This window comes from Micromonospora sp. DT41, assembly GCF_049841715.1.
Classification (GTDB): Bacteria; Actinomycetota; Actinomycetes; order Mycobacteriales; family Micromonosporaceae; genus Micromonospora; species Micromonospora profundi.
Window position 1 is genome coordinate 153262 of the sequence record NZ_JBNCKU010000008.1, and the last position, 13231, is coordinate 166492.

Sequence of the window (13231 nt, forward strand, 5' to 3'; positions counted from 1 at the left end):
GCAACGACAAGTGAGGCGGTAGCGGTTCCGTGACCCAGACGATTTCCCACCTTGACGACCTGGCCGAGTACCCGAGCGACTGGAAGCACCAGGACAAGCAGATCTTCCCCGGCGAGAACCTGGCTGTGCCCGGTGGGTATCTCAAGTGGTACGACATTCGCCTGGCCGACCAGGAGGCCACGCCCGAGGTCAGCGACGAGGCGCGCGCCTTCCTGCGGGCCGAGGTCGAGGCCGGGCGGCTGGAGTTTCGCAAAGAGATCGGCTTCGTGATGCTGCACCGTGACGGTGCGAAGTACTTCATGCTGGTCTGCGTGTGGCGGGACAAGACCGAGATGTGGCAGGGCCTCTACTACAAGGACCAGGAGGGCTTCCTGCCGTACCCGCCGAAGCCGGGCTTCCTGCGGCCGACCCAGGAGGTCGTGGAGCTGGACTGCACCTCGCACGAACGCCGTGGGTGGTCGCGCTACCTGCAGTCCAACCGGGACGCGGCGGCGAAGCAGGCGTACATCGACGACGCCTGCACGGGCCAGCTGATCTGAGTCGATCCGGATGCCCGCCAGCGCGAGGCGCTGGCGGGCATCCGTCTGTCCGGGGCCGGTCCGCGCCGGGGCGGCGTCGGGCGGCGCGGTTACGCTCAGGGAGTTTCGGAGTGCCGGCTCACGGCGGTCCACCTGCTTGTGTACGGTGTCCACATGGAGCGACGATGACTGGTCTGCGCGCCGAACAGCCGGGCCCGGAGACCGGGTCACCAGGCCAGCGACGCAGCACCTACCGGCACGGCGACCTGCGCCGGGCCCTGCTCGAAGCGGGCCTGGAGATGGCCCGGGCCGGCGGACCGGACGCGGTCGTGCTGCGGGAGGCGACCCGCCGGGCGGGGGTGGCGCCCAACGCCGCCTACCGGCACTTCGCCGACCGCGACGCCCTGCTGCACGCGGTGTGCTCCTCGGCCCAGTCCGCGCTGGCGATCGCGATCGAGACGGAACTCGCGGCCGTACCCGCCGACGGTGACCCGGTGGCCCAGGCCCGGGCACACCTGCGCGCCGTCGGCACCGGCTACCTGCGCTTCGCGCGAGCCGAGCCGGGGCTGTTCCGCACCGCCGTCTCGGTGCCCGCGGACCTGACCACCGCCACCAGCCCGGACAAGGGCGGGCACAGTGGGCACAGCCCGTTCGCGCTACTTGCCGGTGCCCTGGACCAACTCGTGGAGGTGGGTGCCCTGCCGGCGCGGCGGCGACCCCAGGCCGAGTTCCTGGCCTGGTCCGCCGTCCACGGCCTGGCGACGCTGCTCATCGACGGGCCGTTGCGCAGTGTGGACGACGCCGAAGCCGCCCACGTCGGGCAACTGTTGCTGGACATGGTGGAGAAGGGGCTGTGACGGCGACGCCGGCCGACCCGGTGGGGTCGACCGGCGCGCGGGCCGTCGGGTGTCAGTAGGTGACGACGGCGCGGAACCGGACGTCGCCCGAGGCGACCCGGTCGACAGCCGCGGCGACCTGCTCCGCCTCGAAGGGCTCCACCATCGGGGTCACCGCCCCCTGGGCGGCCATCTCCAGCGCCTGCACCAGGTACGGCAGGCCGTTGTGGGTCGCACCGAGCACGCGGTGGTTCTGCGCGAAGAACTGCCGGCTCGGGTCGATGGTGAACGAGCCGGCGGGGTCGATTGTCGCCAGCACCATCCGGCCGTTGACCCGCAGACCCGACAGGGCCTGCGCGGCGGCGGCGTACGACGTGCCGGTGACCACTATGACGTCGGCGCCGCCGGCGTCCCGCAGGTCGTCGCCGTCGGTGAGCACCAGGTCGGCCCCGAGCTTGCGGATCAGGTCGTGCTTGTCCGCGCTGCGGGTCATCGCGATGGTCTCGAACCCGCAGGCCCGGGAGAACTGCACGGCCAGGTGACCCAGCCCGCCGATGCCGAGCACCGCCACCCGCTCGTGCGGCTGCGGATCGGCGGCGCGCAGCGCCGACCACGCCGTGTAGCCGGCGCAGAGCATCGGGGCGGCCTGCTCGTACGGGAGCCCCGCAGGCAGCAGGACCGTGCTGGCCGCCGGCACCGCGATGAACTCGGCGTGCCCGCCCTGACGGGTCATTCCGGTCATCGCGGGGGCCACGCAGTTCATGCCCGACTGGCCGGTCAACGGCAGGTGCAGGCGGCAGTAGGCGCAGGTGCCGCAGGTGCCCTGCACCCAGGTCGCGCCGACCCGGTCACCCACCTGACGCGACGTCACGCCCGGCCCCACCTCGACCACCTCACCGGCGGGCTCGTGCCCGGCGATCATCGGATCGAGCGGCGGGTACGGATACGTGCCGTCGGTGAGCCACACGTCGTTGCCGCACACCCCGCTGGCCCTGACCCGGATCAGCACCTCCCCAGGACCCGGTTGGGGCGTCGGCACCTCGCGCAGTTCCCACCGCTGCTTCACACCCGGTACGACCGCGGCTTTCATCACTGGACCACCTCTTCGGGCTCGTCGGGACACTGGTGACGGTCAGGCCGCCGCCGGCACCGCGGCGGTGAGCCGCACGGGCAACTCCGCGACGCCGTTCATGATGAAGGTGACCTGCGGCTCGATCTGCTCCGGCGGAAGGCCGAGCGCCAGATCCGGGAAGCGCTCGAAGAGCGCCGGCAACGCGATCGACGCCTCCAGCAGGGCGAGCTGGTTGCCGATGCACCGGTACATCCCGTAGCCGAAGGACAGGTGCGTCTTGTCGGCGCGGGTCACGTCGTACCGGTCGGCGGTCGCGCCGTGCACCTGCGGGTCGCGTCCGATGGCCGCGAAGTTGATCAGCACGGGCTCGCCGCGCGGGATGGTGACGCCGGCGATCGTGACATCCTCCAGCGGGAACCGGAACGGCAGGTGCGCGACCGGCGCCTCCGCCCGCAGCGTCTCCTCGATGACGTCGCCCCAGGGCACCGCCCCGCTCCGCACCAGAGCCAGTTGGTCGGGTCGGGTCAGCAGCGCCCGTACGGTGTTGGCGATCAGGTTCATCACCGGCTCCGTGCCGGTGGCGAGCATCAGGTGCAGGGTGCCCATCAGCTCGCCCTCGTTGAGCCGGGAACCGTCCTCCTCCTGCGCCGAGAGCAGGTCGCTTGTGAGGTCGTCGCCGGGTGCCGCGCGCTTGGCGTCCACGAAGTCCTGCAGGTCCTGGTGCCACTGGGCGACGTTGGCCGCCGCTTCCTCGGGACTGATTGTGGTGTCCACGTTGACCTCACCGCCGCGCAGAATCTGCGCCCTGGACTCCTCGGGCACCCCGAACAGGTCGCAGATGACCCGCGCCGGCAGCGGGTGCGCGTACCGCCGCTTGAGGTCGACGACCTCGCCGGACGGTGTGGCGGCGAGGTCGTCGAGCAGTTCGCGTACCGCCTGGTGCACCTGGGGGCGCAGCGCCTCCACCCGGCGGGGGGTGAACGCCTTCGCGGTCAGCCGGCGCAGCCGGGCGTGGTCGGGGCCGTAGCTGGTGGTCATGTTCTCCATCAGCACCCAGCCGATCAGCGGAAAGTCGTCGCCGATGTGGCCCTCGGTGTACGCGCGCCAGTGTCGGCGCGGGTCCTTGGACAGACGCGGGTCCGCCATGGCTTCGCGGGCTGCCTCCTGCCCGGTGATGGACCACGCGGGAACCCCGCCCGGCAGGACGATCCGGGAGACCGGCCCGTTGGCGCGGATGCGGGCGCCCTCGCCGTGGATGTCCCTGCCACTGGGGTCGATGATCACAGCCTGACCGGTCATGCGAAACCTCCGGGAGAAATGGGGACCGTCGACCACCGACATCGTGCGCGGAGTGGTTCCGCACGTATCGGTTGGTCGGCGATTAATTGATTATTCGGCCCCGAACAATGGGCGGCTTCAGCAGCGCTGTGCCCGCTCGACTGTAACCAGCAGGCGCCGTGATCCAGTTATTCAGAATTGCCGCACCGGGTGCGGAGGCGCCATCGTGCCGCCGCCCCGGAGCAGTTCGGCGGGCCGGTCGAACGGACCGCAATCCAGGAGGTGCCACCGCGCATCCGCAGGTGCCAGGCTCCCAGTGGTCGGACCGCCGGCAGGTACCGGCGCGTACCGACCGCGTCACGGCGCCGGCCAGACCGGATCTCATCGCGGCCCTGCCGTCGCCTTTTTGCGCAGTCGTCGACAAGGAGAAGAACATGCCGGTAAACCAGTTCAGCGTTGCCGAGGAAGCCGTCGCCGTACCGTCGCGGATAGTCGCGGCATGGGAGAAGAACGACGGCGACGCATTCGCCGACACGTTCACCGAGGACGGCACGATGATCCTGCCGGGTGACGTGTTCCTGACCGGCCGGGAGCAGATCCGGGCCTTCATGCGGCAGGCGTACGCCGGCCCGTACAGCGGCACGCGGGTCTTCGGCGAGCCGCTGTCGGTCCGCGCGGTCGGCGAGGACGTCGTCGTGGTGGTGACCCGCGGCGGCGTGCTCGCCCCGGGCGAGACCGAGGTCGCGCCCGAGCGCACCATCCGGGCCACCTGGGTGATCGGCCGCGAGGACGGGCAGTGGCTGGTCGCCGCCTACCAGAACACCCCCGTCGGCGCCTGAGCCACGGGTCGCGAGAGCAGAGAGGGGGCCGCGATGGCTAACCGTGTCGGTGACCGGGTCGTGGTGCTCGGCGGCAGCATGGCCGGCCTGCTGGCCGCCCGGGTGCTGTCCGAGTCGTTTTCCGAGGTGATCCTCGTCGACCGCGACGAGTTGACCGGGGTGGAGGGGGTCCGGCGCGGTGTGCCGCACGGCGGTCACGCGCACGGACTGGTGGCCCGGGGGCAGCAGATCCTGGAGGCGCAGTTTCCAGGGCTGACCACCGAGCTCATCGACGCGGGTGTCACGCCGGGGGACTTCAGCGGCGGGATCCGCTGGTATTTCAACGGCCGGCGGGTCCGCTCGGGGCACACCGGCCTGCTGTCCGTGCCGGCGACCCGGCCGGTGCTGGAGTTCCACGTCCGCCAGCGGGTCCAGAAAATCGACAACGTCACCTTCCTGGAGCGGCACGACATCCTCGACCTGGTCACCACCGCGGACCGCAGCGCGGTCACCGGCGTGCGGGTGCGCTCCGGTGACGACCAGGCCGAGCGGGTGCTCGACGCCGATCTCGTCCTGGACACGACCGGACGTGGTTCCCGGACCCCGGCGTGGCTGGCGGAGCTGGGCTACGCCAGGCCGCCGGAGCAGCGGGTCAAGGTGGGCCTTGCCTACACGACCCGGCACTACCGGTTGTCGGACGACCCGTTCGGTAAGGAGATCGCGGTCATCCCGATCGCGACGCCCAGCCACCCGCGCGGCGGCTTCTTCTACCGCCTGCCGGGGCCGGGCAACCGGGTGGAGCTTTCGCTCACGGGGGTGCTGGGGGACCACCCGCCCACCGACCCGGAGGGCTTCCTGGCCTTCGTCCGGTCGCTGCCCGCGACCGAGATCTACGAGGCGGTCAAGAACGCCGAGCCCATCGACGACCCGGTCACGTTCCAGTTCCCGGCCAGCGTGTGGCGTCACTACGAGCAGCTCGACCGGTTCCCCGAGCGCCTGCTGGTGATGGGCGACGCGGTGTGCAGCTTCAACCCGGTGTACGGCCAGGGCATGACGGTGGCGGCGCTGGAGTCACTGGTGCTGCGCGACCACCTGCGCCGGGGCGGCCTGCCGCAGGCCGCGGCGTTCTTCCGGGACATCGCCACCACAGTGGCCGTGCCGTGGGGCTTCTCCGCCGGTGCCGACCTCGGCTACGCCGGGGTGGAGGGTCACCGGACGCTCCAGGTCCGGCTGGCCAACGCGTACGTGTCCCGCCTGCACGACGGCGCCGCCCACGACGCCCATCTGACCAACGCCTTCATCCGGGCCGCCGGCCTGATCGACCCGCCGTCGGCGCTGATGCGCCCCGGCACCGCGGCCCGCGTCCTGTGGCAGGCCGTACGGCGGCGGCTGCCCCTGCCGTCGCGCCCCCGGACCGTCTGACCGCGAGAGGTGACCCATGCGTCCGTTCCGCATCGACATACCGCAGGCAGCCCTCGACGACCTGCGCCTGCGGCTCGACCACACCCGGTGGCCCGGCGAGCTGCCCGACGTGGGCTGGCGCCGCGGCGTCCCGCTTGACTACCTGCGGGAGCTGGCCGGCTACTGGCGCGACGGCTACGACTGGCGGGCCGCCGAGGCCCGGCTGAACCAGATCCCGCAGTTCGTCACGGACATCGACGGTGTGGACGTCCATTTCCTGCACGTCCGGTCGCCGGAGCCGACCGCCGTGCCGATGGTGCTCACCCACGGCTGGCCGGGCTCGTTCCTGGAGTTCCTCGACGTCATCGGGCCGCTCACCGACCCGGCGGCCCACGGCGGCGATGCCCGCGACGCCTTCCACCTGGTCATCCCCTCGATGCCCGGCTACGGCTTCTCCAGCGCGCCGCGGGAGACCGGCTGGAACATCGACCGGGTCGCCCGGACCTGGGCGGAGCTGATGCGCCGGCTCGGCTACGACCGTTACGTGGCGCAGGGCGGCGACTGGGGCTCGCCGGTGTCGCTCAAACTCGGTCTCGCCGACCCCGACCACGTCCTCGGAGTGCACGTCAACATGCTGGCGACGTTCCCGCCGCAGGATCCGGCCGCATTCGAGGGGTTGCCGGCGGAGGACCTGGCCCGACTGGAGTTCGCGGCGCACTTCGAGCAGGACGGCGCCGGCTGGCGCAAGATCCAGTCGACCCGCCCGCAGACCCTGGCGTACGCCCTGACCGACTCGCCGGTCGGTCAGCTCGCGTGGATCGTGGAGAAGTTCTGGGAGTGGAGCGAGTCCACCAAGGGACCCGAGGACGCCGCGGACCGCGACTGGCTGCTCACCAACGCCTCGCTGTACTGGCTGACCGGCACCGCCGGCTCCAGCGCCCAGCTCTACTACGAGTCCAACCGGCTCGACGAGGAGTTCGTCGGCACCTGGGCCGGCCCGTGGCCGCTGCGGGCGCCGGTCGGGGTGGCGGTGTTCCCGCACGACGCCGTGCGCCCGATCCGCCGGTGGGCCGAGGCGATCCTGCCCACGTTGGCCCGGTGGACGGAGTTCGACAGGGGCGGGCACTTCGCCGCCCTGGAGCAGCCCCAACTGTTCGTCGGTGACGTACGGGAGTTCGTCCGACCGCTGCGGTGACCAGCACCGGAGGCGCCCGGGCACGCGCCGGGCGCCTCCGGTCGTCGCGCCCGGCGCAGAGCGCACGTCCAGAGATGCCCCACCGATCGGCCCCGTGCCACGGTCGGTGGACCGCGAACGCCTACCGGAGGGAGTTCCATGACCATGACCGATCGACCCGGCACGATTGCCGGCGCCGCCACCGTCACCCCCGACGACCCGCGCTACGAGAACCTGCTCGACGCCTACAACCACCGGTTCGTGGCCCGGCCGGAGGTCATCCGGGTGCCGACGTCGACGGAGCAGGTCGTCGAGGCGGTCCAGGCCGCGGTGACAGCCGGCAAGCGGATCGTGGTGCGCAGCGGCGGGCACTGCTTCGAGAACTTCAGCGCCCTGCCCGATACGCAGGTGCTGCTCGACCTGTCCCAGCTCGACGACATCTCGTACGACGAGCGGCTTCGCGCCGTGTCGATCGGTGGTGGGGCGAAGCTGGGTCACGTCTACCGGGCGCTGTTCACGCGCTGGGGTGTCACGGTGCCGGCCGGCACCTGCTTCGAGGTGGGCGTGGGCGGGCACTTCTCGGCCGGCGGCTACGGCCACCTGTCCCGCCGCGACGGTCTCGTGGTCGACCACCTGTACGCCGTCGAGGTGGTCGTGGTCGACGACGAGGGCCGGGCGCAGGCGGTGGTCGCCACCCGCGAGCCCGACGACCCGCACCACGATCTGTGGTGGGCCCACACCGGGGCGGGGGGCGGCAGTTTCGGCGTCATCACCCGCTACTGGATGCGTAGCCCGGACGCGACGTCCGACGAGCCGGAGGCGGTCCTGCCGAAGGCGCCGGCCCGGATGCGGCGGCGGGACGTCATGTGGTCGTGGGAGACGATGACCGAGTCGGCGCTCACCACCCTGATCCGCAACTACTGCACCTGGTACGAGCGCAACAGCGCCCCGGACTCCCCGTACGCCCACATGTGGACGAACCTCATCGTCATGCACCGATCGGCGCCGATGTTCGTGATGACCGCGGTGATCGACGAGTCGGTTCCGGGCAGCGACAAGCTGCTCGACGCCCAGCTCGAAGCGATGTGCGCGGGCAGCGGTGTGGAGCCGAGTATGACGGTCGACCAGGTGATGCCGTGGATGAGTGAGTGGATGCCGTCGTACAGCTGGCCCAACGACCCGAAGGGTCGGTACAAGAACAAGGCGGCCTACCTGCGTCGCGGTCTGACCGACCGGCAACTCGCGGCGGTGTGGCGGCACCTGACCCGGGACGACTACGCCAACCCCAGCGCCTGCATCCTGCTCACCGGGTTCGGCGGTCGGGTGGGCGCGGTCGCGCCGGACGCCACCGCCATGCCGCAGCGCGATTCGATCCTCAAGGCCATGTGCAGTGCCGGTATGTGGCAGGACGCCGCCGAGGACGACGTCCACATCGGTTGGGTACGCGAGTTCTACCGAGACCTGTTCGCCGAGACCGGCGGGGTGCCGGTCTGCGACGACCGGACGGACGGCTCCTACATCGGCTACCCGGACGTCGACCTCGCCGACCCCGCCTGGAACACGTCGGGTGTGCCCTGGCAGGAGCTGTACTACAAGGGCAACTACCCCCGCCTGCAGGCGGTGAAGCGGCGCTACGACCCGGGTGACGTGTTCCGGCACGGCCTCTCCGTCGAGCTGCCGGCCTGACCCGTCCACCCGCCCGCCCGCCGTGGGCGGGCGGTGCGCCGGTCGGCCGGTCGACGGCCGGCCGCGTCCCGTCCCGATTTCGTGAGGAGCCGAGCATGTTGCAGGACAAGGTTGTGGTGGTTTCCGGCGTCGGGCCCGGTCTGGGTCGCGCGATCGCCGTGCAGAGCGCCCGCCGGGGCGCCGACGTGGTGCTGGCCGCGCGGAGCGAGTCGGTGCTCGCCGAGGTGGCCGAGGAGGTCGAGAAGGAGGGTCGGAGGGCGTTGGCGGTGCCTACCGACATCACCGACGAGGCGTCGGTCGCCGCCCTGGTCGAGGCCACTGTGGGCACCCTCGGCCGGGTGGACGCGGTGGTCAACAACGCCTTCGCCAATCCGCCCCTGGTCGGGCTGGACGACGTCGACTTCGACGCGGTCCGCGCCGGCTTCGAAACGAACGTCTTCGGCGCGCTGCGGGTGACCCGGCTCTTCGCTCCGGCCCTGGAGGAGAGCGCCGGCTCGGTGGTGATGGTGAACTCCAGTGTCATCCGCGAGTCCAAGCCCCTGTTCGGGGCGTACAAGATGTCGAAGGCGAGCCTGTTGGCCCTGGCCCAGACGCTCTCCGCCGAGCTGGGTCCGCGCGGCATCAGGGTGAACACGGTGGCGCCGGGCTACATCTGGGCCGACGCCCTGCGTGGCTGGTTCGCGCACCTGGCGGGCGAGCGCGGCGTATCCGTGCAGGACGTGTACGACGAGGTGGCCGCGAACATCGACCTGCGCCGCCTGCCCGAGGCGGACGCCGTCGCCGACGCGGTGGTGTTCCTCATGTCCGACCTGGCTCGGGCGGTCAGCGGCCAGTGCCTCGACGTCAACGGTGGCGAGCACCACCACTGAGCCCAGCGCTCGGCGAACGGCCAGGTTCCCCCGGGGACCTGGCCGTTCGCCGTGTTCGCCGGCACGGTCCGGTCTGCGGGACCGGCCGCTTCCGGGGCCGTCCCGGTCGGGTCGGGCGGGGCGCGGGCAGACCTCCGCCCCGGGTCATCCGTCGGTGGACGGAGCCCCGGGGCGGAGGCGGCGTACGAAGAGGGGGTCAGGCGCCGGTGGAGGTGGACGCCGGTGGGTTCACCGACGACCCGGCGGGTGCGGGCGAGGTGGGCTGGGCGGCTGGATCGGTGGGGGCGGCGCCGACGGGGTGTCCGCTGCGACGCGGACGGGAGAAGTGCTGCATCATCGGCCGTTCGACGAACGCGTACATCAGCCAGGACAGCAGCACGCAGAGGGCGAGCACGGCCAGGATGAACAGCACCGCCAGCGGCGTGCTGAGCGCCTTGCGTTCGTAGGCGCCCCAACCCGCCCACTGGCCGGCGAGCGCGCCGTGGGTGTTGAAGAGGATGAACAGGTGGATCAGGAAGAAGGCGTAGGAGATCTCACCGAGCCACACCATCGGCCGGCTGCCGGTCGCGGTGCGTCGGCCCTCGTCGTCGGCGACGGCCAGGGCGGCGATGAGCAGGCCCATCGGCACCAGGTAGAGCGCCGAGACGTAGTACGCCGAGTAGGGCGGGAGGACCATGACGGACAGGACGTACGCGGCGACGGTCAGCAGGGCCATCGGCAGCGCGCCGATCCGCGGGAACCGGCCGGCCAGGACGATCTTGGCCAGGATCATGCCGGCGACGAACTCGAACAGGCGCATCGGCGGGAAGAAGTAGCTGATCCACAGCACCGGCCAGGAGTCGGGACCGGCGAACGGGCTCTTCGGGGTGGCGGGCAGGAACTGCGCGACGACGAGCGGGAGGACCACCGACGCGACTGCGATTCCCGCGAACCAGGCCCAGAGCCGCCGCGGTCGCAGCTGGCCCACCAGCAGGATCAGCAGCGGGAAGCTGATGTAGAACAGCAACTCGACCGAGAGCGACCAGGTGACCCCGTTGATCGAGTACACGATGTAGTCGGAGCTGGGCATCCACGCCTGGATGAGGAAGAGGTTGGCAAACGCCTCGGGTGCCATCAGCGGCACCCCGGCTGCCAGTAGCAGGCCGAGGGAGGCCAGGTAGGCCACGACGTGGTTCGGGACGATCTTGAAGAACCGCCGCCGGTAGAACAACCCGACGGTGTCGTCGCGCCGGGCGACCCAGGTCAGCACGAAACCGCTGAGGATGAAGAAGAAGGAGACGCCCATCTGGCCGGCGTTCTCGACGGCCGTGACGTACCCCTTCTGCACCGACGCGTTGGCGAAGATGCCCAAGTGCTGCACGTGGTTGATGAAGACCAGGAGGGCGGCGAGGAACCGCAGCCCGGTCAGGGAGGGAAGCCGGGTGGGTCTGACGTCCTGTCCAGCTGTCATGGGAGGCTACCTTCGGGAGCGGGATGGATGGCGAACCGCGTCACCGCTCCTGGCGTACGACCTCGCAGCTCCCGTTCGTCAGCGCTGCCGGCGAGGACCGCTCGACGCCAGTTCCGGTCGATGCGGCTGACTGGTTGCTGAAAACTAGCAACGAGGTCACTGACCGCACGTCTTTCAGATTGCGCACCTTGCGCGGGGGCGGATACCCGCCGCGCCGCATTCCCGCCGCGAGCGACGCGCCCGGCACCGAGCACCAAAAATGGGCCGGTGGAGTGCGTGTTCACACTCCACCGGCCCGCAGTCCGGCGGCGGCTGACCGGGGGGACCTCAGCCGTGCACGCCGGAAGGCTCGTGCCCGATCACACTTACGCGGTCGCCGGTTCCTCCGCGGGGGTCGGCTCGCTCGCCACGGTCTCCTTGTCGCGCTGCCGCATCGTGACGGCGATAAGGATGGTGCACACCACGAAGATGGCGACACCGATCGCCGCCGCCACGTTGAGCCCGGTGGTGAACGCCTCCCGGGCAGCGTCGAGCAACTGCGCGGCGGGCCCGGCCGGCAGCCCGTCGGCCACGGCCGTGGCACCGGCGATCGTCTCCCTGGCGACCGCCGATTCGTCCGCCGACAACCCGGCCGGCACGGCGTCACTCATCTGGCCGCGGTAGATCGCGGCGCCCACCGTGCCCAGCACCGCCATGCCGAGGGTGCCGCCCAGGTTGAGGCTGGTCTCGGACATCGCGGCTGCGGAACCGGCCCGCTCCGGCGGCACCGAGCCCATGATCAGGCCGGTGCCGAGGGCGACAAGCGGCCCGTCGCCCAGGAAGATGAGCACGATGCCGAGCACCACGACGACCAATCCGCCGGTCGCGTCCACAAGGGTCATGAGCACGAAGCCGAGCGTCGACATGGCGAGGCCGACGGAGATCACGGTGCCCTGCTTGATCCGCCGGACGAGGACCGGCGCGAGCATCGTCCCGACCGCGATCGAGATGCCCATCGGGGCCAGTGACAGGCCGGACTCGCCCGGAGTCAGGCCGGCGACACTCTGCACGTACTGGCTGCTGAGCAGACCGAGACCGGCCATCGCGGCGCCGGTGAACAGCATCGCGGACAGCAGGACGGTGAAGGACCGGTTCTGGAACAGGCTCAGGTCCAGCAGCGGAGACTCCAGGCGGCGCTGGCGCTGGGCGAAGACGACGGCGAAGATCAGGCCGACGACGATGGCGGTGGTCGGCACGAGCGGCTCGGCGCCGGAGTGCACCGCCAACTCCTTCATGCCGTAGATGATCGGCAGGATGGCGGCGAGCGAGAGCGCGACGCTCACCAGGTCGAGACGCCCGGCGCCCGGGCTGCGGTACTCGGGCAGCAGCACCGGACCGACCAGCAGCAGGATCAGCATCACCGGCACGCCGAGCAGGAAGACCGAACCCCACCAGAAGTGCTCCAGCAGGAGGCCGCCGACGACGGGGCCGAGGGCCGAGCCGACGAACTGGCAGGTGGCCCAGGTGGCGATGGCGAACCCGCGTTGCTTGGCGTCCGCGAACATGTTCATGATCAGAGCCAGTGTGGACGGCATGAGCGTGGCGCCCGCGATGCCCATCGCCGCACGGGCGAGGATGAGCATCTCCGCGCTCGTGGAGTAGGCGGCCAGCACCGACGCGGCGGTGAACGCGACAGCACCCACCAGCAGCAACAGGCGCCTGCCGACCCGGTCTCCGAGGGTGCCCATGGTGATCAGCCAGCCGGCGAGCATGAAGCCGTAGACGTCGGTGATCCACAACTGCTGCGTGCCGGAGACCGCGAGGTCGGCACTGAGCTTCGGCAACGCCAGGATCAGGACGCCGTTGTCGATGGCCACCAGCAGCGTGGGCAGGGCCAGCGCAGCCAACCCCAACCACTGTCGGCGTCCTGCCCGCTGGCCCACGGCCGTCAGGGTCGCATCGTGCATGGGAGTTCCTTCCTCGTTCCCAGGGCTGTCTCGGGGCTCGTCCGGGCGCTGGGCGCCAGCGGGACGTCCGCATCTTGTGGACACCGTCCACAAGATGCGGACGATCGTACGCCATGGATGGCGCGGATGGTGCTGATGTCGTCACTCGGTGCGTCGCGTCGCGCGACGGCGGTCCGCGTGGTC

Annotated in this window: 11 protein-coding genes; 7 read left to right on the forward strand and 4 right to left on the reverse strand. The window is 71.1% G+C overall.

Going from position 1 to position 13231, the window contains the following annotated elements; all coding sequences use genetic code 11:
* Positions 1-29 precede the first annotated feature (29 nt).
* Positions 30-539, forward strand: coding sequence for a hypothetical protein (locus tag ACLQ23_RS17195; protein WP_053660753.1), 510 nt, complete (start codon positions 30-32; stop codon positions 537-539).
* A gap of 164 nt (positions 540-703) precedes the next feature.
* A complete protein-coding gene (locus tag ACLQ23_RS17200; RefSeq protein ID WP_053660751.1) occupies positions 704-1375 on the forward strand; it encodes a TetR/AcrR family transcriptional regulator in 672 nt (223 codons plus the stop codon).
* Positions 1376-1427: 52 nt separating this feature from the next.
* Here ACLQ23_RS17200 and ACLQ23_RS17205 read toward each other — a convergent pair whose 3' ends face one another.
* On the reverse strand, positions 1428-2444 hold the full coding sequence (locus tag ACLQ23_RS17205) for an alcohol dehydrogenase catalytic domain-containing protein (RefSeq protein WP_053660749.1): 1017 nt from the start codon (positions 2442-2444) through the stop codon (positions 1428-1430).
* A 42-nt stretch (positions 2445-2486) separates the two neighbouring features.
* Positions 2487-3725: a cytochrome P450 family protein gene (locus ACLQ23_RS17210; protein WP_053660747.1), complete on the reverse strand. Its 1239-nt coding sequence runs from the start codon at positions 3723-3725 to the stop codon at positions 2487-2489.
* Between the two features lie 413 nt (positions 3726-4138).
* Between ACLQ23_RS17210 and ACLQ23_RS17215 the strand changes: the two genes are divergently transcribed.
* The 5 genes from ACLQ23_RS17215 (at position 4139) to ACLQ23_RS17235 (ending at position 9652) form a co-directional block, all read left to right on the forward strand.
* Entirely contained in the window at positions 4139-4543 is a 405-nt protein-coding gene (locus ACLQ23_RS17215) for an SgcJ/EcaC family oxidoreductase (RefSeq protein ID WP_053660982.1), read from the forward strand.
* A 33-nt stretch (positions 4544-4576) separates the two neighbouring features.
* Positions 4577-5944, forward strand: a complete 1368-nt coding sequence (locus ACLQ23_RS17220; protein ID WP_053660745.1) for an FAD-dependent oxidoreductase — start codon at positions 4577-4579, stop codon at positions 5942-5944.
* A 16-nt stretch (positions 5945-5960) separates the two neighbouring features.
* A complete protein-coding gene (locus ACLQ23_RS17225; protein WP_053660743.1) occupies positions 5961-7118 on the forward strand; it encodes an epoxide hydrolase family protein in 1158 nt (385 codons plus the stop codon).
* Positions 7119-7256: 138 nt separating this feature from the next.
* Positions 7257-8783, forward strand: coding sequence for an FAD-binding oxidoreductase (locus tag ACLQ23_RS17230; RefSeq protein WP_157553019.1), 1527 nt, complete (start codon positions 7257-7259; stop codon positions 8781-8783).
* A 95-nt stretch (positions 8784-8878) separates the two neighbouring features.
* Positions 8879-9652: an SDR family oxidoreductase gene (locus ACLQ23_RS17235; protein WP_053660741.1), complete on the forward strand. Its 774-nt coding sequence runs from the start codon at positions 8879-8881 to the stop codon at positions 9650-9652.
* Positions 9653-9848: 196 nt separating this feature from the next.
* Here ACLQ23_RS17235 and ACLQ23_RS17240 read toward each other — a convergent pair whose 3' ends face one another.
* On the reverse strand, positions 9849-11102 hold the full coding sequence (locus ACLQ23_RS17240) for an acyltransferase family protein (RefSeq protein WP_053660740.1): 1254 nt from the start codon (positions 11100-11102) through the stop codon (positions 9849-9851).
* A 365-nt stretch (positions 11103-11467) separates the two neighbouring features.
* Positions 11468-13048 carry an MFS transporter gene (locus tag ACLQ23_RS17245; protein WP_053660738.1) on the reverse strand — a complete coding sequence of 527 codons (1581 nt, stop codon included), beginning with the start codon at positions 13046-13048 and terminating at the stop codon, positions 11468-11470.
* Positions 13049-13231: the final 183 nt, after the last annotated feature.